This is a genomic window from Pseudomonas sp. GW823-FHT04A03 (assembly GCF_058796615.1).
Window position 1 is genome coordinate 529,990 of the sequence record NZ_JBXAIV010000001.1, and the last position, 20,463, is coordinate 550,452.

15 protein-coding genes are annotated in these 20,463 nt (G+C 57.1%); 1 reads left to right on the forward strand and 14 read right to left on the reverse strand.

The features are described 5' to 3' along the window. Nucleotide 1 precedes the first annotated feature (1 nt). Genes AC1Q9F_RS02310 through AC1Q9F_RS02335 form a run of 6 tightly spaced genes read right to left on the reverse strand, consistent with a single transcriptional unit; the run spans nt 2 to nt 9,428 of the window. Nucleotides 2–973 (reverse strand): tetratricopeptide repeat protein, encoded by a 972-nt coding sequence (locus tag AC1Q9F_RS02310; RefSeq protein WP_492619112.1) that lies wholly within the window; start codon nt 971–973, stop codon nt 2–4. Between the two features lie 5 nt (nt 974–978). Next, nucleotides 979–1,947: a tetratricopeptide repeat protein gene (locus AC1Q9F_RS02315; RefSeq protein ID WP_492619111.1), complete on the reverse strand. Its 969-nt coding sequence runs from the start codon at nt 1,945–1,947 to the stop codon at nt 979–981. Between the two features lie 5 nt (nt 1,948–1,952). Continuing rightward, entirely contained in the window at nt 1,953–2,939 is a 987-nt protein-coding gene (locus AC1Q9F_RS02320; RefSeq protein WP_492619110.1) for a tetratricopeptide repeat protein, read from the reverse strand. After that, the gene (locus tag AC1Q9F_RS02325; RefSeq protein ID WP_492619109.1) at nt 2,936–6,502 is read right to left on the reverse strand and encodes a LysM peptidoglycan-binding domain-containing protein; all 3,567 of its coding nucleotides are present in this window, start codon (nt 6,500–6,502) and stop codon (nt 2,936–2,938) included. Before AC1Q9F_RS02325 ends, AC1Q9F_RS02320 begins: the two co-directional genes overlap by 4 nt. Nucleotides 6,503–6,531: 29 nt before the next feature. Further along, entirely contained in the window at nt 6,532–7,389 is an 858-nt protein-coding gene (locus tag AC1Q9F_RS02330; protein ID WP_492619108.1) for a DUF4123 domain-containing protein, read from the reverse strand. Next, nucleotides 7,380–9,428, reverse strand: coding sequence for a type VI secretion system Vgr family protein (locus tag AC1Q9F_RS02335; RefSeq protein ID WP_492619107.1), 2,049 nt, complete (start codon nt 9,426–9,428; stop codon nt 7,380–7,382). Before AC1Q9F_RS02335 ends, AC1Q9F_RS02330 begins: the two co-directional genes overlap by 10 nt. Before the next feature lie 363 nt (nt 9,429–9,791). Here AC1Q9F_RS02335 and AC1Q9F_RS02340 point away from each other — a divergent pair, with 363 nt between their 5' ends. Continuing rightward, nucleotides 9,792–11,093, forward strand: a complete 1,302-nt coding sequence (locus AC1Q9F_RS02340) for an OprD family porin (protein WP_492619106.1) — start codon at nt 9,792–9,794, stop codon at nt 11,091–11,093. 145 nt (nt 11,094–11,238) lie between these two features. Here AC1Q9F_RS02340 and AC1Q9F_RS02345 read toward each other — a convergent pair whose 3' ends face one another. From AC1Q9F_RS02345 to AC1Q9F_RS02380, 8 genes are all read right to left on the reverse strand, one after another. After that, on the reverse strand, nt 11,239–11,859 hold the full coding sequence (locus AC1Q9F_RS02345; RefSeq protein WP_039768240.1) for a transglycosylase SLT domain-containing protein: 621 nt from the start codon (nt 11,857–11,859) through the stop codon (nt 11,239–11,241). A 44-nt stretch (nt 11,860–11,903) separates the two neighbouring features. Continuing rightward, nucleotides 11,904–12,842, reverse strand: coding sequence for a carbohydrate kinase family protein (locus tag AC1Q9F_RS02350; RefSeq protein WP_492619105.1), 939 nt, complete (start codon nt 12,840–12,842; stop codon nt 11,904–11,906). 13 nt (nt 12,843–12,855) lie between these two features. Next, nucleotides 12,856–14,352 carry a xylulokinase gene (gene xylB / locus AC1Q9F_RS02355; protein ID WP_492619104.1) on the reverse strand — a complete coding sequence of 499 codons (1,497 nt, stop codon included), beginning with the start codon at nt 14,350–14,352 and terminating at the stop codon, nt 12,856–12,858. Between the two features lie 134 nt (nt 14,353–14,486). Further along, complete coding sequence (locus tag AC1Q9F_RS02360) at nt 14,487–15,962, reverse strand: mannitol dehydrogenase family protein (RefSeq protein WP_492619103.1); 1,476 nt, start codon at nt 15,960–15,962, stop codon at nt 14,487–14,489. Nucleotides 15,963–15,978: 16 nt separating this feature from the next. Continuing rightward, complete coding sequence (locus AC1Q9F_RS02365) at nt 15,979–17,082, reverse strand: ABC transporter ATP-binding protein (RefSeq protein ID WP_492619102.1); 1,104 nt, start codon at nt 17,080–17,082, stop codon at nt 15,979–15,981. A 23-nt stretch (nt 17,083–17,105) separates the two neighbouring features. Beyond that, nucleotides 17,106–17,936, reverse strand: a complete 831-nt coding sequence (locus tag AC1Q9F_RS02370; protein ID WP_007957423.1) for a carbohydrate ABC transporter permease — start codon at nt 17,934–17,936, stop codon at nt 17,106–17,108. Nucleotides 17,937–17,944: 8 nt separating this feature from the next. Then, nucleotides 17,945–18,871 carry a carbohydrate ABC transporter permease gene (locus AC1Q9F_RS02375; protein WP_039768250.1) on the reverse strand — a complete coding sequence of 309 codons (927 nt, stop codon included), beginning with the start codon at nt 18,869–18,871 and terminating at the stop codon, nt 17,945–17,947. A 94-nt stretch (nt 18,872–18,965) separates the two neighbouring features. Continuing rightward, nucleotides 18,966–20,276: an ABC transporter substrate-binding protein gene (locus AC1Q9F_RS02380; RefSeq protein ID WP_459797279.1), complete on the reverse strand. Its 1,311-nt coding sequence runs from the start codon at nt 20,274–20,276 to the stop codon at nt 18,966–18,968. Between the last annotated feature and the right edge of the window lie 187 nt (nt 20,277–20,463).

A 20,463-nucleotide genomic window follows, 5' to 3' on the forward strand; every position in this document is an offset into this window, starting at 1 on the left:
ATTAGCGGCTCAGCTTGTCCGGGAAGAAGGAGAGTGGTGGGTGGGTGGCTTTCCACTCCCTTGCCACGGCTGTTGACCGTTCAATCTGTTCGGCAGTCATCTTGCCTCCAATCTCTTCGAGTGTATCCTCGACGAATTCTTGAATGGCACCGCCACCATCCAACTCTTTCAGTAGACTGATTAGTGCATAACCCTTGACTTGATCCAGTGGGTAACCAACCTGGTCAGGTGCATGGGCAATGTAAGAGCCGTAGCTGCTGATCGCTTTTTGATCCCCAGTTTCAGCTGCGGCTTGAAGCCAGTATCGGACACCTTCAAGATCATTTTTCTTATAAAGAATCTCAATGTATTCCAACATTGCTTTTGAGTTTCCACCCTCCGAAGCCATTTTCAACCACTGATTGACGGCCTCTTCACGTTTTCCCGGTATAAGAAAAAATCCCTCACCTTGCCGGTCGCCGATAGCCATCCAGTACTGTGCAAGCGCATAACCGGCACGCGCGGACTTTTCTAACCATTCGCGATCCAGTGTCACTTCGTACATTAAATACAAAGACTCGGGATCACCTTCATTGGCTTTTCTAAATGTTAAGCCTTTGGCTTTATCAAGCCACTCAGCCGGACTTTTCTCGCTCGAGGGGCAATTTTTCATTTGTTGACAGAGGTCGTGGCTACTTCGGCCCAGCTGGATCATCGCGTAAATGTTGCCGTTATTCGCAGCTGTTTCATACCAGTGTTGCGCTTCGGAAGACATGTAGCGATTGCGCTTCCTTAGAGCCTCACCCAAGTAATATTGTGATTCCACGTTTCCAGATTGTGCTTCCTTTTCCAGCTCGGAGATGGCTGAGCTAATTTTAAGCTGGTTGTACAAACTCACGCCTAAAGTTGGCTCACTTCCTTGTGGCGTTGCTAAGCCGGTCGCAGTATAGGTGGCAATGGTTAATGCCAAAACAAGGTGGCGTAGCAGCAGCACTGGTGTTAGTTACCTAGTTTGTCAGGAAAGAAAGAGAGTGGTGGGTGAGTGGCTTTCCACTGCTCTGCCACAACTTTTGATTGCTCAATTTGTTCTGGTGTCATCTTTTCAGCAATGCTGTCAAGTTTCTTCTCGACGAACCTTTTTATTCCACCACCTCCATCAAGTTCTTTCAGTAGAGAATAAAGCGCATAACCTTTGACAATATCCATTGGATAGCCAACTTTGTCCGGTGTGTGCGAGATATAAGCGCCGTAACTACTTACGGCTGCTTGGTAACCTGTTTCAGCCGCCAACTCAAGCCAATGACGAATGCTCTCTGTATCGCCTTCTGTATGTAGTATTTCCAGATAATCCATCATTGCTTTGGGGTAGCCGCCTTCAGAAGAAAGCAAAAGCCAGTTTTTAACAGAGGAGTCACGTCTTCCTGGGATAAAAAAGAAACCCTCACCTTGTCGTTCACTTACCGCCATCCAGTATTGGGCGAGGGCATATCCTGCACTTGCAGACTTTTCGAGCCAAACGCGATCAAATGTTATTTCATACATTAGATACAACGACTCAGGATCACCGTTGTTGGCTTTTGCCAGCAGCAACTCTTTGGCATGTGTGAGCCACTCAACAGGAGATTTGGCGCTGGCAGGACAGTTATCCATGCTCTTGCATAAATCTTCATTTTTGCGGCCTAACTGGATCATTGCATATATGGAACCATTCACTGCCGCTGTTTCATACCAGTGCTGTGCTTCTGGTGTCATATAACGATTGCGTTTTCGCAGAGCCTCCCCTAAGTAGTACTGAGACTCGACGCTTCCAGATTGTGCCTCTTTTTCTAACGCGGAGAGGGCATCTCTGAATTTTAACTGATTGAATAAGATGATGCCCGAAGAGACTTTGTGCGTCGGTTCCGAGAAGCAGAAAGGTGTGAAGCATGCAAAGGCAGTCACGACTAAAAAATATTGAAGCAGCCTCACTGGTGTTAGTATCCTAGCTTGTCTGGATAAAATGAGAGCGGCGGATGGCTGGACTTCCAGGTTGTTGCAAGTTTTCTTGCCTCTGCTATCTGATCTTTCGACATGTTTTTTTCAACTTCTGGCAGTATATCCTTTACGTAATTTATCATGTTCCCACCCCCGTCAAGCTCTAATAGATTTGACAGTAAGGCATATGATTTAACTAGGTCTGGCGCGAATCCGTATTTTGGCTCTACTTTACCAATGTAGGATGCATACCCAAAAACTCCAGAGACATAGCTTCTATTCGCAGCTTTTTCGTTCCAATCTCTGAAAGAGGATAGGTCTTTTTTTTCAATAGTAACTGCTGCCATGCCCATCATTGCTGGAGGGTAGCCATTCTCAGCTGATGCCTTCATCCAACGCTCGATTGCATCTTTACGCCTTGAAGGTAGTAAAAAAGTTCCACCTCCTTCTCGGTACTTTGTCGCAAGGCGGAATTGTGCAAGGGCAAATTTATTCTCTGCAGATTTTTCTAACCAGTCATCGTTCCCGGTTATTTCCCACATTAGATACATTGCTTCAGCATTACCTTGTGAAGCCTGTTCAGTTGCTTGTTTCTTAGCTTCGGTAAGCCATTCTGCGGAGGATCGCTCAGCGTCAGAACAATTGTTCATTGTCGCGCATAAATCGTCACCTGCTCCGGCAAGTCGAATCATTGAATAAATGTTGCCTTTTTTTGCGGACTCCTCGTATGCTTTTTGTGCTTCTTGAGTCATATATCGATTGTTTTTTCTTATCGCTTCGCCCAAATAGTAAAGAGCTTCGTCATCGCCTCCCGTGGCGGCTACCTTTAAAAAATCAATTGCTGATATGGCTTTGTATTGGTTGTAAAGCTCAATGCCTTTTTGCTTTGCTGATTCTTGTTGGGGAGTAAGCGCGGCATTCGAACTGTTGCACATTAAAAAGGAAATGGCGCAAAGGGATGCAGTGATTAAATTTGTAATTTTCAATTTGGCTTGCTCGCTGGTGCTATATATCTTACGGATGGTTTTGGAATATAGCTGTTTTCATGCATGATAATTTTGCAGGTTCCGTCAAAAGGTCCTCCTAGTATTGCGGAGTTTTTCTTATAAAGTTCTCTAGCATTGTTGCCGGCAGGTTCTGAATAAGCAAGTACTGGCTCGCTCATAAAATTGTTAAGAAGGAAGCGGTTCTCGCAGTATTTTTGGCCTTTATCAACAGGTTCTACTCCGAACTGGTTCATGCAAGCACAAGCTAACTCAAATTGTTTTTGAGCTTCGACAAGATTTCCTCTTTCTTTTGCGTTGGTGGCGATGTGGCTTATTATTATTTCGATCGCCATTTGTTGTGCTAGATACGAGCTTTCCTTGGTGTACTTTTTCTGTCCTTCTTTTGAAAAGGAGGAACCATTTTGTCTTGTTGTTGCTATGGCGAATTCTTGAGGATTAGACGTTAGTGTCATTAAAATTGGACCTAACGCTGCTGGAGTAGCTTCTATCACCCATCGCTTTAATTCGTCGGGATTTTGATATTCGACAATCGCATGAGCAATCGGACCACCTTTTCCGCCTCTGGTCATCGTTTCATACAAGCTCATGACCATGTCCCAGCCCATGAGATAAGCCATCTCCACATTAAGCCCGGCTGCTCCTAAAACGTTAAGAGCTGATGCATACTTTCCTGCTTCAGGCTCCATCCACTCAATCTTTCTACCTTTCGCCTTGTAAAGTTCTTTTCGATACAAGTTGATGATGTCAACCACCGCCTCATAACCAATCTCGAACTTAAAACTGCCGTTAGCACCAGGCCCCAGTACCACTGCCGCTTTCAGGTTGAGAATAAAGCGCCCGTTATCGAGTGATATCTGCGCGGTTCCCTGGAATCCCGCACCCAGCGCAACCCCTACAGACCCACTCAGCTTGGCGAGCGTAAGCCATGGGTTGTTTTTTTTCGCGTCTTTGTCGCTGCCGATACCCATAGTGGGTGCAGTGCGCAGTGCGACGAGGTCTTTGGGTGGGGCCCAGTTCAGTGCGCCGGTGAGTTCGATAGCCGCTTGCAGACCTCCGAAAACGTTGAAGGTGGCCTTTGCCCCGTTTTCAATTTGCACATTGGCTTTTTTGCCGGTGAGTACCTGGTCTGTGCTTTTGGTATCGACATAGGTACCGGACGTTGATTTGTGTTCAAGGTCGGGAGTAGGGCTGTTGTCACCGCTGTCGGCCTTGGCCTTCTTGGCCGCATCGTGATCTGCACGTTCTTCTTTGGCCGAGGCGTCTTCGCGCTGTGCGCGTTTGACGGGGCTGAGGGATGCTCCGTATTTGACGTTGCCGAGGATAGGGTTCAACTCGACGGTACCGGCCAGCAACAGCGACGCGCCAGCGTAGCCCCAGGCCTTTACACCAAAGTGAAAGGAGAATCGGCCAAAACTCATCTGCTGGGCTTTGCCGTCCAGTAGGTAATCCAGTGTGATGTCTTTGGCGCTTTCCTTGGCGGGCATGTCGACTTTCATCAACTGCACTTCGCCGCGGGCCAGGTCGAGGCTCAAACCCATGTTGGCCGACATCTGAAAGCCTTCGGCGGCGCTCATTTTTGGACCTTCCAGCTTCACTTCACCGTGAATGCTCGGCTGAGGAGGGGTCAGGCAGCGGACAAATTGAGCCTGAGGGCTGTTATCGAACAGTCGGATTTTGCCGCGCACACTTTTCTTGAAGACCAGTTGCTGCAGGTGTTTACCCCAACTGGTCAATGTTGCACTGTTCTCCAGCTCAGTGACCTTGTAGCCCTGCTTTTTCAGATAAGCGTAAAAGTCATTGGCCTTGAACCAGCCTTTTTCATCAAAACAGTCACCTGTCTGATCGCTGAACTTCATCGCGCCCTGCGCGATAAGCCACTGGCGGAACGAACTGGTTTCGCTGTTTTTATCCGAGTCTTCCGTGGCATCGGTCGGTAAGCTTTCGCCCATCTTTTTGTAGGAGCGACCGGCTTTTTGTGCATCCTCCGCCATGATTTTCTTGAAGTCTTTCAGGTTCGTCATGCTGAACCAGCCCAGAGGCGTGCCCTTGGCATCCGAGAGGCTGACTTCACGCAAAGGAAAACCGGGTTTAACCATGCGGTCGACGGGTTTGGGCTGGAACTCTTCTGGCTCCCAGATCAGATGGCGTCCCGGTTTGGCCGCGATCACATTCTGCTGGGCTGTTGCCTGCAGGTCGTCCTTGATTTTCTGCAGGCGATCCCACTCGGCTCGCTCGACGTCAACAAGGCCCGCCGGTGCTTGGGCATTTTGTCCGGTGGCTTCGATCCAGCGTTTGTATTTTTCCTGGAGCTGTGCAGTTATTTCCGCCTGTTTCTTCTCGGTGTCCATGTACAACTTGAATTGCGCAATGCCCGATGGCAGGCCATCACTGATCAGCGCGAACTCTGGAAGCGCGATACCGTATTCTGAAACTCTGATAATGGATTCGGTGTAATCGTGGTAATTCAGCGCGTCGGCGTTCTTGTGCAACGTGTAAACGTAAGCGAAGAGGTCGGCTGTGCAGTCGGTCATGCCGGTGCAGATGTTCTCGTAACTTTTTTTCTTTTCAGCAAGGGCCTTGGCGACGTCTTCGAGTGACACCTGCTTGAAGTCTTTATTGGCGAATAGCTTTTTCCGGGCCTCGAGATACGCTTGCACGCGGGCGCGGGCTTCAATTGCATCCTTGGAGTACAACGTCCCGCTTTCGTAGGAGTAGCCTTCAAGCTTTGCAGCCGCTACAGCCTCTTTTTTCAGCGCACGCCACTCAGCCCGCCGCTTGTGAAAGTCGATGATTTCTTTGTGGACACCTTGCTGTACGGCGTTGTCCGCATTCAAACGATCCATGCGGGACTGGAGAGTGTCTTCCTGTGGAGGTTGTGCAGGCGCGGCCGCGGGTTTGTTTCGGTTGGCTTCGTTCTGTCTCTTTTTGGCGGTGGCGGGATCGATTTCGATCTCATCGCCCATCGCTTCGAACTCTTCCATGCGGGCACGTTTTTCGCCTTCGAGGAAGTTGCTCAACTTGGGTTCGAGGAAATACTCAAGCAGACCTGACTCTTGCAGCCCGTTGAGGCGCGCATCGCGGGCCTTGTTCGGCGCAATCATTTTCTCCAGGGCGAACATCGATTCTTTAATGGCAGACACTGCACGCTCAGGCAGCAGCCAGAACTCTTGTTCCTCAGTTGCATAAATGGCGCTGGCATACGTTTTATCGCACGCACGGGCAAAGGGTTTGTAGGTTTTTGAGGACCCCTCTGGAGCGTCCTTGACAGGGTCCAGTTCAACCAAGTCCTCAGCCGTACACTGAGCTGGCGCATTAGCGGTTGCCTGTGCGGGCGCTTGAGACGCAGCAGGTGCCTGAGCAACCGGTTTGGCTGACGCGGCTTGCGCGCTTTTCGGTACGCTCAGATTCCATCCGACTTTGACGTTGTCCGGATTGGTAATGAAGGGGTTGAGTTGGCGCAGTTGCGCCACGGTGCTGTTGTAGCGCGAGGCAATCTGGGCAAGGGTTTCGCCGGGCATGACGGCGTGATTCGTGATTTCCATGGTGATTCCGTTCTGTTGTCGCGTCGCCGTTAACGTTGGGCGACGGCGGCTGATTCCAGGAGCCGATCTACTTTGATAAACGACTCATCCTTTGATTGCAGGATCGCCATGATCTCAGGCTGCGTTTCAAACAGAGGACCGTTTACGACATGACCCAGCTTGAGCAGGTGGTCTCCGTCATAAATATTGCTGTTGAGTAGCAGGTCGAGATTGTCAGCGATATCGTTCAAACGATCCTCGCCGGGCTCGCCAAACGCCTCGTACTCTTCATCCACCCAATACACCCATCCGAGGCGCGCCTGAACTTGCGCGGCCGCCATCGGAAGGTTGAATGCCGACTGGTCACCCGACCATGTCGATTCCGCGTTAGCCACCCAGGCTAACCATGGACCACGTTGCTGGCCAAAGTTTCCTGGCGCGGGGGCGTAAACGGCCGACCAGCAACCCAACAACTGATCGAAGGTCTTTTCGGCGGTGTAGGCCAGTGCTGCCCACAGGCTCGGCTTGTGGTAACTCAGTAAACTTTGCCCTCCGGAACCGTCGTTGGCTTTGAGCAGCCAGCGTGCATGAGCCAGGGCTTTTTCCGGGTCAGGTGTCGAGATCGCAATTCCCGAAAAGTGTTCTTCACAGAGTTTTGCAGCCTCTGCAGCCAGTTTGCTGCCTCGGGGGGCGACCAGCCACAAGGGGCCATCGGGTATCTCGACGAACTCCGTCCGGAAAAACAGCCCTTCGCAAACTACGGGCTCACCCACCCGGTAGAGCCGGCTCATGGCTTGTGGCTGAAGCCCCTGGTCGATGATGAAACACAGCGATGGGTTCGCTGCCGGCAGGTCCGAGAAGTTGTAGCGAGGCTCTTCCAGCAAAGCACTCAGCGCTTTTACATGCATGTGCAATCCTTACGGCTGCAAGCGCCGTTACTCTGTTTTCCGCACAGCGGCGTGATGCCTGATTCGTTCAGGCGGGCGGGCAGCGGTGCTTTCCCAGCCTTATCCGCATCCACCACCTTCATCGGCCCCGGCAACAACGGCGCTGCCGGTGTACCCACGCCCGGTGCGCCGCCGGTGTTGATCTTCACTTCGGCGCCGCTGATGGTCACGCCGCCGGCATCGGCTTTGACGAAGCTGCCGCCGGCCTTGGCGGTCAGTTCCATTGCGCCTTCGATCACGACTTTCTGGCCGGCGTAGTAGTGGATCTCGGTTCCCGCTTCGACCAGTTGCGCCGTGCCGACCTTGAGGTGCTGGGTCACGGCGACGGTCAGGTGATCGTTGGCGCGCATTTCACTGATGCGATTCAGGTGAGTGATGCGGTGTTCTTCGACCTTGAACTCGCTGTAGGTATTGGCTTCGACCGTGTCATGCCGTTCGTTGCCGACACGGATTTTCTGGTCGTGCTCGATGTTTTCATCCCAGTCGCGCTGGGCGTGGATGTAGATCTGTTCCGCGCCTTTCTTGTCTTCGATGCGGAACTCGTTGTAGCCCTTGCCGCCCGGTGAACTCAGGGTCTTGAAGGTGCTGCGGGTCTTGTTCGCCGGCAGGGCGTAGGGGACGACGTTTTCCTTGTGGTACAGGCAACCGGTCACCAGTGGCTGGTCGGGGTCGCCTTCAAGGAAGGTCACCAGCACTTCCATGCCGATCCGTGGAATGGCGATGCCGCCGTAGGCAGCGCCGGCCCAGCCGCTGGCGACGCGTAGCCAGCAAGTAGTCTTGTCGTCGGCCTGGCCGTCGCGGTCCCAGTGGAATTGCACTTTCACGCGGCCGTACTGGTCGCAGTGAATTTCTTCGCCGGCAGGGCCGGTGACGATGGCGGTCTGGCTGCCGAGGACTTTCGGTTTCGGGTGTTCGAGGGCAGGGCGGTAATGGGCGTCCCACGGGGTGGCCACGAATGAGTTGCGGTAGCCCTGGTGGAAATCGCTCTTGTTGTCGGTGACGTCGCTGGTGACGTTTTCGCCCAGCACTTGCGGCTGTTTGCCTTCGTGGAAGACTTCCAGCAGCAGCCACAGATCGTTCCATTCGGCGCGCGGGTGTTCGGCCAGGGTCATGAAGTGGCCGCTGGTCAGGGTCGGTTCGTCACCTTTGCCTTCGGCGAGTTTGTAGTCGCTGCGATGGCGCTCCAGCGCTCGCGTCGAGAGGAACTTGCCGCGCTCGCGCGTGGTGAAGCGGCCGGGGTAGTCGTAGTCTTCCAGGTCCGGCATGAACTCGGATTTGGCGGCGCCTTCGGGCAGGATCTTTGGTTTCTCGAAATCGTAGTCGCGGCGGCTTACGCGGCTGGTACGGGTTTCCAGACGCAGGTTGAAACGCTTGATCACCGGTTTGTCGGCGGTCATGCCGGAGTCTTGCTGGTAGTTGACCGGTTTCAGTTTGCGGAACACGGTCTGGTCGTCGCCGAACACCAGTTTGTGGCCGCTGCTGCTGTGCTGGAAGTGGAAGTGAATGCCTTCCTCTTCGCACAGGCGCTGGATGAAATGCAGGTCGGATTCGTCGTACTGCACGCAGTAGTCGCGTTCCGGGTATTCGGCGCCGAGCTGGAAGCTGTAGGCGTTGCCCAGAATCCCGCGCTCTTCCAGCACCTGGGCAATGATCTTCGGCACGGTGAGGTTCTGGAAAATCTGCTGGTCATGGTTGTGCCGCAGGTAGGCCAGTTGCGGCACCAGGCTCAGGCTGTAACGGGTCAGGGTCTTGCCGGAATCGCCTTGCTCGATGCGATACACCAGGCCATGAATCGTGCCCTCGCCAGTGGCGCCGAAGGTCAGGCAGCCAGGCTTGTGCAGGAGTTCTTCAAGATTGAGGTCGGGACGGGCGCTGACCAGTTCGAGGTCGAAACGGAACGGTTCGTTGAGGGCTTCGCGACCGGTGAAGCTGAGGACTTGCAGGTCGGCGGAAGCGCCTTCGAGCGTGAGGGTTATGTGGGTAGCATTGGCGTCCAGCATGCCTTGTTTTCCGTCCTTTGGATTAGCGTGGGCGGATGGTGCAGGATTAAACCGCCTCGTTCAAGGCGCAAATGCCGTAGAGGCGGTGGTCCGGCGGCATAGGGAAAACCCTTAGAACCGCAGTTTTGCCCAGTAAAACCGGCACTTACGGCTGACAGATATTCGACCGTTATCGAATTTGCCGCTGGAGAACAGCCAGTCAGTTTCAGACTAAAGTCGCCTTCAGCACATCAAAGCCATCTGCCATCATTGCCGTTCACCCCCCGCGTATTCACTTCCTCACGGTGCTTCAATGTTCCGGGACGGGAGCTGTTTTCTGGTTGTTTGCGCCTCTGCGCAATCGTTGTTCTGTTGGAGTTTTCAATGCGTCCCCCATTTCCCCTCATCACCCCGCGCCAGTCGCTTGGCTTCGGAGCCTTTGTGCTGTGCGCCGGTTTTACCGCGCAGGTTCAGGCCAGCGGCTTTTTCGAAGACACCACGGCGAAGATCGAGTCGCGCACGGTGTACTTCAACCGCGATTTCCGTGACGGGCACACCTCCAGTGATCAGGGCGCGTCCAAGCGCGAAGAATCGGCGCAGGGCTTCATTCTCAATCTGCAATCGGGCTACACCGAAGGCACTGTCGGTTTCGGGATCGATGCGCTGGGCATGGCGGGTTTCCAGCTCGATTCCAGCCCGGATCGCAGCAACAGCGGCCTGCTGCCGTCCAGCGGCGACAACCCGCGTGCTTCGAAAGGTCAGTACGCAAAAATGGGCCTGACCGCCAAGGTGAAAGTCTCGGACACGGTGCTGAAATACGGCGCGCTGCTGCCGGATCTACCGTTGCTCAAGTACAACGACGGCCGTCTGCTGCCGACCATGTTCAACGGCGCAATGCTGACCTCGAAAGAGGTGAAGGATCTGACCTTCATGGCCGCGCGTCTGGACAAATACACCGCGCGGGATTCGACCGATTCGCAAGACATCCGCGTGCACTGCAAGAACAAGCGCTACGCCTGCAACACCACCGCCGATCATTTCGACATGTACGGCTTCGACTACAAGATCAACGATCGTCTGACCGCGCAGTACCACTACGCCGAGCTGGAAGACATCTATCGCCAGCATTTCGTGGGTCTGCTGGCCAACCAGCCGCTGGGTGACGGTGTGCTGAAAGCCGATCTGCGTTTGCTGAAAAGCGCCGACAGCGGTGATGCGAAAGCCGGCTCCATCGACAACCGCGCCTTGAGCGGCATGCTGTCCTACGGCATCAGCGGTCACACCTTTAGCGCTGGCTGGCAGCGTATGAACGGTGACAACTCGATGCCGTATCTGGATGGCAGCAATCCGTATCTGGTGAACTACGTGCAGGTCAACGACTTCGCCGCCGCGCAGGAACGTTCCTGGCAGCTGCGTTATGACTATGACTTCAAGGCGATCGGCATCAATGGCTTGAGTTTCCTGACCCGTTACGTGAACGGTGACCACATCAAGGTGCCGGGCAGCGATCAGGAAGGCAAAGAGTGGGAACGCGACAGCGAGTTGAAATACGTGATTCAGACCGGGACGTTCAAGGACGTCAGCCTGCGTTTGCGAAATGCGACTTACCGCACCAACTACGAGAAGTTCGCCCGGGATGTGGATGAGACCCGGTTGATCGTGAGTTACAACTTTTCGGTGTTGTAACCCATAGGTCGGTGGTGTCTGGACTGACGCCATCGCGAGCAAGCTCGCTCCCACAGGTTTCCCCGGGTGCTCACTAAATTGTGGTCACCCTAAATCCCTGTGGGAGCGAGCTTGCTCGCGAATGCGTCCGTAAGAGCACTGAGGGTCAGAGCCAATGCCAGAACCGGCTCCAGAACCCGCGATTCAGATCATCCTTGCACGCCGCATATTGCTGACCGTACATGTCCGAGCGGTTCTGCACCTTGCGCGCCACCGGCGGCAGCCACGCCTTGCTGGCGTAGGTCTTCTGGCGAAAGCCGCCCCAGCCTTCGTGGTAGTTGAGGTACTGGTTGTAGGCGTCGTATTTGTACACGCCGTTGATCGAGGTGGTCTTGTCCATGTACCAGCCGACAAAGTCGATGGCGTCATCGAAGTCTTCGCGATCGGCGCCATATCGACCGGTGCTTTTCTGGTAGTCGGACCAGACTTCATCCTTGGCTTGCGCATAACCCGAGGCCGTCGAAACCCGGCCCCACGGGATCACCCACAACAGGTATTTGCGCGGCGTCTTGGCGTCGTAGCGGTAGCCGGACTCCTGATACATGATCGCGAACGGCACCTGGATCGGTACGCCCCAGCGCTTTTGCGTGACTTGCGCCGCGTCGTACCAATCACTCTTTTCGCGGAAAATCTCGCAGAGGTTTTCCGGCGAACGCGGCGGCGATGTTCCGCAACCGGTCAGCAGTGCCGCCAATACCAACAGTCCAACCGTGCGCCCCGAATTCAAAAGCCGTCATCCCGTCGTGCAAAAAAGGGCGCCAGTCTACGCGGTCAGGTCAACTGGTGGCGATAAGGCAAATCCGGACCTGTTTTACTGCATGTAAGGGCGGCGGCCTGTACGGCAAACCTGAGCATGCCGTCGATCTGTTCGCGGCTCAGGTGCTGCACGCCTTCCACCGAATCCAGTTCATGCTCGGTCAGCCAGGTGATCAACGCGGCCTGGAAGGTATCGCCGGCGCCGACGGTGTCGGCGATCTTCACCGAACTTGCCGGCACCGACCATGAACCGTGGGCACGGCTGAACACGGTCGCGCCTTCACCGCCACGGGTCAGGAACACCACCTGGCAACGATGCTGCAACCAGCCTTCGATGACGCGCGCCGGATCCTGCTCGGGGTACAGCAGATTCAAGTCTTCGTCGCTGACTTTGATCAGGTCCGCCAACGGCACCAGCGTAGCGATTCGTTCGCGCCACAGGTCGATGTTCGGCTCGGGGTTGAGGCGCACGTTCGGGTCGAGGCTGATCAGGCGTTTGCCGCTTTCACGCTGCACCAGCGCAAGCAAGGTATCGGCGATCGGCTGCACCACCAGCGAGAAGGAACCGAAGTGCAAGCCACGCACTTCAGGGCCCAACGTTGGCAGATGCGCCAGGCTCAACTGGCGATCAGCGCAGCCTTCGCCACGGAAGCTGTAATGCGGCGAGCCATTGGCGCCCACCGCGACCATCGCCAGGGTGGTCGGCGCGGCGAAATCCACCAGATAGTCCGGGCGTACGCCTTCATCCTGCAGCACTTGCTGCAAACGCCGGCCGAGGTAGTCGGTGGACAACCCGCCAAACAGCGCCGAATCCACGCCCAGTCGGCGCAAGCCCACCGCCACGTTGAACGGCGAGCCACCGGCAATCGCCTTGAAATTGACTTTCGATGCCTGTCCGCCGGCATCGTCTTCGCTGAAGAAATCGAACAGCGCTTCGCCACACACCAGGTACATAGTTGTTTGCTCTTTATAAGGTTGCGACATGCAGTCGATAGCGTTCATAGGCCTGCTGGAACGCCGCGACATTCGCGGCAACCGGCAGGGTTTCACTGTTCAGGTCGAGCTTCACGCAGCGTTCGCACAAATCGGCCAGGGTGTCTTCGTGGCCATTCGACCACGACTTGCACCACGCCGCCTGAATCGCCGCGCCCAGCGCTGCGGCTTCGCTCTGCTCGGTGCAGATCACCGGGGTGTTCATTATGTCGGCGACGATCTGCCGCCACACCGCGCTTTTCGAGCCGCCGCCGATCAGGCAAATGCTGCGGCTTTGTAAACCATTCTGGCGTAGCAGATCCAGTCCGAAACGCAGGCCGAAGGTGGTGCCCTCGACGGCGGCGCGGCACAGATTGGCTGGCGTCAGGTTATCGATCGTCAGGCCATGCAGGCTGCCGGTGGCGTGGGGCAGGGGAGGCACGCGTTCGCCGTTGAGGAACGGCAACATGCTTACGCCCTCGGCGCCGATCGGGGCTTGGGCCACCAAGGCGTTGAAGGCGTCGAGATCGAGGTCGAACAGTTCGCGGATCGCGCCGGTGGCATTGGTCAGGTTCATGGTGCAGATCAGCGGCAGCCAGCCGCCGCTCGACGAACAGAAGGTCGCGACCGATGCGTCCGGGCTGACCTTCGGCGCTTCGGCGTAGGCGTACACCGTGCCGGAAGAACCGAGGCTCATGGTGATCGCGCCCGGCTGAATATTGCCGGTGCCGATGGCGCCCATCATGTTGTCGCCGCCACCGCTGGACACCAGTGCATTGGGGTTGATGCCCAGTTGTTCGGCGATTGCGGGCAGGATCGTGCCGACCGCTTGATGGGCGTCGATCAGCTCTGGCAGCGCGGATTGCAGACGGCCACTGGCGTCGATGTCACGCAGCAACTGCAAATCCCATTGGCGGGTGCGTACGTTGAAATAGCCGGTGCCGGATGCGTCACCATATTCGCTGCACGCACGGCCGGTGAGCCAGAAATTCAGGTAGTCGTGGGGTAGCAGGATTCGTGCGATGCGGGCGAACGCATCCGGATGCTGTTCCTTGGTCCACAACAGTTTGGAGACGGTGTAGCCCGGCGCGATGACCACGCCGAGGCGTTCAAGCGAACCTGCTTCGCCGCCCAAGTGAGTCAGCAGGCGGTCGTTTTCAGGCGTGGTTTCGGTGTCACACCAAAGCTTGGCCGGGCGCAGGGCCTGGCCTTGATCGTCGAGCAGCACCAGGCCGTGTTGCTGGCCGGAAACGCCGATGCCGAGGATCGACTGGCCGTCGACATTTGCCGCCAATAAAGCGCGGCGGGTGGCGAGGGCGAAGGCTTCCAGCCACTGCGCGGTGTCTTGCTCGCGACGACCGTTGGCGCCGCTGATCATCGTGTGGGCGGCGGCGCCCTGGCCCAACACCTGACCGCTGGTGGCGTCGAGGATGATGGCTTTGGTGCCTTGGGTGCCGCAGTCGATGCCGAGGAACAGTTGTTGGGTTGTCATGTGCGCTCCAGATCGTTCCCACGCTCTGCGTGGGAATGCCGCAATGGACGCTCTGCGTCCGCTGTTGAGGGGGACGCGGAGCGTCCCGGGCTGCATTCCCACGCGGACGGTTCGACGCCTCGACGTGGGAACGATCAGGCGGCGAGAATCTGTTCCAGAGTCCGAGTGACGCCGTCTTCGCGCAAGCTGTTCAGGCACCACTCAAACGCCGCAACAAACTCTGGCGAACGCGGTATCGCCGTACCGAAGATTTCTTCAACCCCCAACAACCGCTCAGTAATCAGCGCATCCTCCGCCACCAACGCCTGACAAAACGCCGCCCGAGGATCCGGAATCGAATAAGTGTCGCCATTCTCATCCACACCCTTCAAGTAAAGCGCCCAGGCCGCCACCACCAACGCCGCGCGCTTGGTCTCACGCCCATCGGCAATCAACCGATTGATCGTCGGAATGGTGAACTTGGGAAACTTCGACGAACCATCCGAGCAAACCCGCTCAAGCTGGTCGGCAATCGCCTGATTGGAAAACCGCGCCACCAGCGTGTTCTTGTACTCGGTCAGGCCGATCCCCGGCACTGGCGCCAGTTGCGGAGTCACGTCCAGGTCCATGTAGGCGCGCATGTAGCGCACGAACAGCGGGTCGTTCATCGTCTCGTGAACGAAGCGGTAACCCTTCAAAAAGCCCAGATAAGTCAGGGCCAGATGACTGCCGTTGAGCAGTTTGATCTTCATCTCTTCGTAGGGCGAAACATCGTCGGTGAACTGTACGCCGACCTTTTCCCAGGCCGGGCGGCCGTTGACGAACTTGTCTTCCAGCACCCATTGCACAAACGGTTCGCAGACCACCGGCCAGGCGTCATCGACGGCGTGCTTGTCCGCCAGTTGCAGGCGATGGGCGATGCTGGTCATCGGCGTGATGCGGTCGACCATGGCGTTGGGGAAGCTGACGTTGGCGTCGATCCAGTCGCGCAGGTCCGGATCGAGCAACGCTGTGAAGGCCAGCAGCGCTTTGCGGGTAACTGCGCCGTTGTGTGGCAGGTTATCGCAGGACATCACGGTGAATGCCGGGATGCCCGCCGCACGGCGTCGGGCCAGTGCGGCACAGAGGAAACCGAACACGGTTTTCGGCTGTTGCGGGTACGTCAGGTCGTGCTGAATCTGCGGCAGGTGCGCCATGAACTCACCGTTGCTGTCGTCGATGCAATAACCGCCCTCGGTGATGGTCAGCGAGACGATGCGGATCTGCGGATCCGCGATCTTGTCGATCAGCACCTGAGCGCTATCCTCGGCCAGCAGCATGTCGCGGATCGCGCCGATGACGCGGACTTCGGTGTCGTCGCTGTCGCCGAGTTCAAACAGGGTGAACAGGTAGTCCTGCTCCTTGAGATCGTCGCGGGCGCGGCGGTCTTCAGTGCGCAGGCCAACGCCGCAAATCGCCCAGTCCAGCGCTTCGCCGGTGTTCATCAGCGCATCGGTGTAATACGCCTGATGCGCGCGGTGGAAACCGCCGACGCCAATGTGGGCGATGCCCTGGCGTGTGTCGCTGAGGCTGTAGGCCGGCAGTTTCACTTCGGTGGCCAGGCGGTTGAGGTTTTGCTTGTTCAGTTTCATCGGGTCAGTCTCGAAATCAGGCGGCCGCGCGCAACGGGCGGGTCAGTGCCACGCCGTCGGCATCGAACAGATGGCAGTGGGCAGCGTCCAGGTGCAGGTTCAGTTGTTCGCCGTAACGGCTCGCCAGATCACCGCGCACACGCATGGTCAGGACTTCGCCGGCGTTGGTCTTGACGTGGCAGAAGGTGTCGCTGCCCAGCCGCTCGCTGACGTCAGCGGTGACTTGCAGGGTGCAGTCGCCCGCTTGCGCCAGTTCCAGATGTTCCGGACGAATGCCGAGGGTCACGGCGCTGCCGACGCTCAGGTTCGCCGCATTGAACGGCAGGGTGATGCGGGTGCCGGCGTCCAGCGAGACTTCGCAGCTCGCGCCATCGATTCGCGTGATCTGGCCCTTGAGGAAGCCCATTTTCGGCGTGCCCAGGAAACCGGCGACGAACAGGTTGGCGGGGTTGTGATACAGCTCCAGCGGCGAGCCGACCTGTTCGATCTTGCCGCCATTGAGCACCACGACCTTGTCGGCCATGGTCATGGCTTCGACCTGATCGTGGGTCACGTAGATCATCGTGGCTTTCAGATCTTTGTGCAGGCGCAGCAGTTCCAGGCGCATCTGTACCCGCAGGGCGGCGTCGAGGTTGGACAGCGGCTCGTCGAACAGGAAGATTTTCGGGTTGCGCACGATCGCCCGGCCGATGGCCACACGCTGACGCTGGCCGCCGGACAGTTGCTTCGGCTTGCGCTCGAGCATCGGGCCCAGTTCCAGAATGCGCGCCGCTTCGCCGACTTTCTTCTCGACTTCAGCCTTCGGTACGCCGGCGAGGTCGAGGGCGAACGACATGTTTTTCTTCACGGTCATGTGCGGGTACAGCGCGTAGGTCTGGAACACCATCGCCAGATCTCGCTTGGCCGGGCTGACTTCGGTGATGTCGCGTCCGTCCAGTTCGATGGTGCCGCCGCTGACTTCCTCAAGGCCGGCGATCAGTCGCAGCAGGGTGGATTTGCCGCAGCCCGACGGGCCGACGAACACCACGAATTCCTTGTCGTTCACCTCAAGGTCGATGCCCTTGATGATGGAAAAGCCTTCGAAGCCTTTTTGCAGATTCTTGATTTTCAGGTTGGCCATGGTGGCGCTCCTCATGCGAATTCTTATTTGACGGCGCCGAACGACAGGCCGCGCACCAGTTGTTTCTGGCTGATCCAGCCAAAGATCAGGATCGGCGCGCAGGCCAGGGTCGAGACGGCCGACAACTTGGCCCAGAACAATCCTTCAGGGCTTGAGTAGGAGGCGATCAGCGCGGTCAGCGGCGCGGCTTTGGACGAGGTCAGGTTCAGCGACCAGAACGCCTCGTTCCAGCACAGGATCAGCGACAGCAACACGGTCGACGCGAGGCCGCCCTTGGCGATCGGCAGCAGCACGCGGAGCATTTCCTGGGCGAGGGTTGCGCCGTCGAGGCGGGCGGCTTCGAGGATGTCTTTGGGGATGTCCTTGAAGTAGGTGTAAACCATCCAGACCACGATCGGCAGGTTGATCAGCGTGTAGATCACGATCAGCGCAATGCGTGTGTCGAGCAGGCCGAAACTCTTGGCCAGCAGGTAGATCGGCATCAGCACGCCCACCGGCGGCAGCATCTTGGTGGAGAGCATCCACAGCAGCGTGCCTTTGGTGCGTTGGGTTTCGTAGAACGCCATCGAGTAGGCTGCCGGCACCGCGATCAGCAGGCAAAGAGCCGTGGCGCTGAAGGAAATCACCACCGAGTTCCAGGCAAAGCTGAAGTAATCGCTGCGCTCATTGATGTGCAGGTAGTTCTCCAGCGTCGGCGTGAAGATGAACTGCGGCGGCGTGGCGAAGGCGTCGATTTCGGTCTTGAAACTGGTCAGCACCATCCAGAAGATCGGGAAGAAAATGATGATCGCTATGGCCCAGGCCAGCGTGCCGAGCAGCAGGCTTTGCAGCCGGCGGGATTGTTGAAGAGTCATGGCAGGCCTCAGGCTTTGTCAGTCAGGTTTTTGCCGATCATCCGCACCAGAATGATCGCGGCGATGTTGGCGATGACCACGGCAATCAGGCCGCCGGCCGAGGCCATGCCGACGTCGAACTGCACCAGCGCCTGGTTGTAGATCAGGTAGGCGAGGTTGGTCGACGCGTAGCCGGGGCCGCCGTTGGTGGTGGTGAAGATTTCGGCGAACACAGACAGCAGGAAGATGGTTTCAATCATCACGACTACCGCAATCGGGCGTGCCAGGTGCGGCAGGGTCAGGTGCCAGAAGATCGCGATCGGGCCGGCACCGTCGAGGCGGGCGGCTTCTTTCTGTTCCTGGTCGAGGGACTGCATGGCGGTCATCAGGATCAGGATCGCGAAGGGCAGCCATTGCCACGAGACAATGATGATGATCGACAGCAGCGGGTAGTGAGCGAGCCAGTCCACCGGTTGCGCGCCGAACAGTTTCCAGATGTAGGCGAGGATCCCGGACACCGGGTGGAAGATCAGGTTCTTCCAGATCAAAGCGCCGACCGTGGGCATGATGAAGAACGGCGAAATCAGCATCACCCGCACGATCCCGCGACCGAAGAACTCGCTGGCCTCAAGCAGCGCGCTGATCAATACGCCGAACACCACGCTGATCAGCAGCACGCTGCCTACCAGCAGCAAGGTGTTGGTGGCGCCGGGCATGAAGCCGGAGTCGGTCAGGAAGTAGGTGAAGTTTTCCAGCCCGACGAACTCGTTGGTGCCCGGGTCGAGCAGGTTGTAGCGGATCATCGAGAAATAGACGGTCATGCCCAGCGGCACGATCATCCACAGCAGCAACAGGGCCACCGAAGGGCTGACCAGAAACCAGCCGGGATTGGCCACACGGCTTTTGCGCCGGGGCTGCGACAGGTCGATGTGGGCTTTGGCAGTTGAAGTATTCATGGTGATCACAACCGAGTCATACAGACCTATGGAGATCCCGTGCGGGAGCGAGCAATCTCGCTCCCACAGGAGGCAGGAGCAGCTTTTCGCAGGATTACTTCGGATAACCCGCGCGCTTCATCTCGCGTTCGGTGGTTTGCTGCGCGGCAGTCAACGCCTGGTCGACCGTGGTCTGGCCGATCAGCGCGGCCGAGAACAGCTTGCCGACCTGAGTGCCCACGCCCTGGAATTCAGGAATGGTCACCAGCTGGATGCCGATGTAAGGCACAGGCTTGAGGGTCGGTTTGCTCGGGTCGGCCGCTTTCAGCGATTCCAGCGTGACCTTGGCAAACGGCGCGGCGCTCATGTAAGCGTCGCTGTAGGTCGAGGCGCGGGTGCCCGGCGGAACATTGGCGATGCCGTCGGTCTTGGCGACCAGTTCGCCGTATTCCTTGGAAGTGGCCCAGGCGCTGAACTCTTTGGCGGCGTCCTTGGCCTTGGAACTGGTCGGAATCGCCAGCGCCCACGAGTACAGCCACGCCGAGCCTTTGTCGGTGACCTGATGCGGCGCGTAGGTGAAACCGACGTGATCGGCGACCTTGCTTTGAGTCTTGTCGGTGACGAACGAGCCGGCGACGCTGGCATCGACCCACATCGCGCACTTGCCGCTGTTGAACAGGGCAAGGTTTTCGTTGAAGCCGTTGCTGGATGCACCCGGCGGGCCGGACTTTTTCATGGTGTCGACGTAGAAGTTCAGCGCGTTTTTCCATTCCGGACCGTTGAATTCCGGTTTCCACTGCTCATCGAACCAGCGCGCACCGTAGGCGTTGGCCACGGTGGTGATCAGCGCGATGTTTTCACCCCAGCCGGCCTTGCCGCGCAGGCAGATGCCGTACTGTTCCTTGTCCTTGTTGGTGAGTTTTTCGGCGAAGCCGGCGATCTGTTCCCAGGTCGGGCGCTCCGGCATGGTCAGGCCGGCGTCCTTGAACAGGTCGGTGCGGTAATAGGTGATCGAGCTTTCGGCGTAGAACGGCAGGGCGTACAGCGAACCCTTGACCGACAGGCCTTCACGCACCGACGGGAACACGTCGTCGAGGGCGTAGCTGGCCGGCAGATCCTTCATCGGTTCGAGCCAGCCTTTTGCACCCCAGAGTGCGGCTTCGTACATGCCGATGGTCAACACATCGAACTGACCGCCCTGAGTGGCGATGTCGGTGGTCAGGCGCTGGCGCAGGACGTTTTCTTCCAGCACCACCCAATTGAGCTTGATGTCCGGATGCTCGGTCTCGAAGGTTTTCGAGAGCTTTTGCATGCGGATCATGTCGCTGTTGTTGACGGTGGCGATGGTCAGGGTCTGGGCGCCAAGGCTGACGCTGCTGAGGGTCATGCAGGTGAGGGCCAGCAGAGCTTTTGCAGTGGGTTGCATCGTGCACTCCTTTTCTGCACCCGGCGGGGGCAGAAGGACAGTTATTGTTTTTGTGTTCTTCCGGCGGGGAAGAATGTGCACTGATTACAGCCTTCTAACGCAGGGCTGACAAATCATCCCTAGCACTTGAATCGATACTTTTTTGCACTCGGGATTGGCGCGATAAACGCAGGGAAGGGCGTTTCAG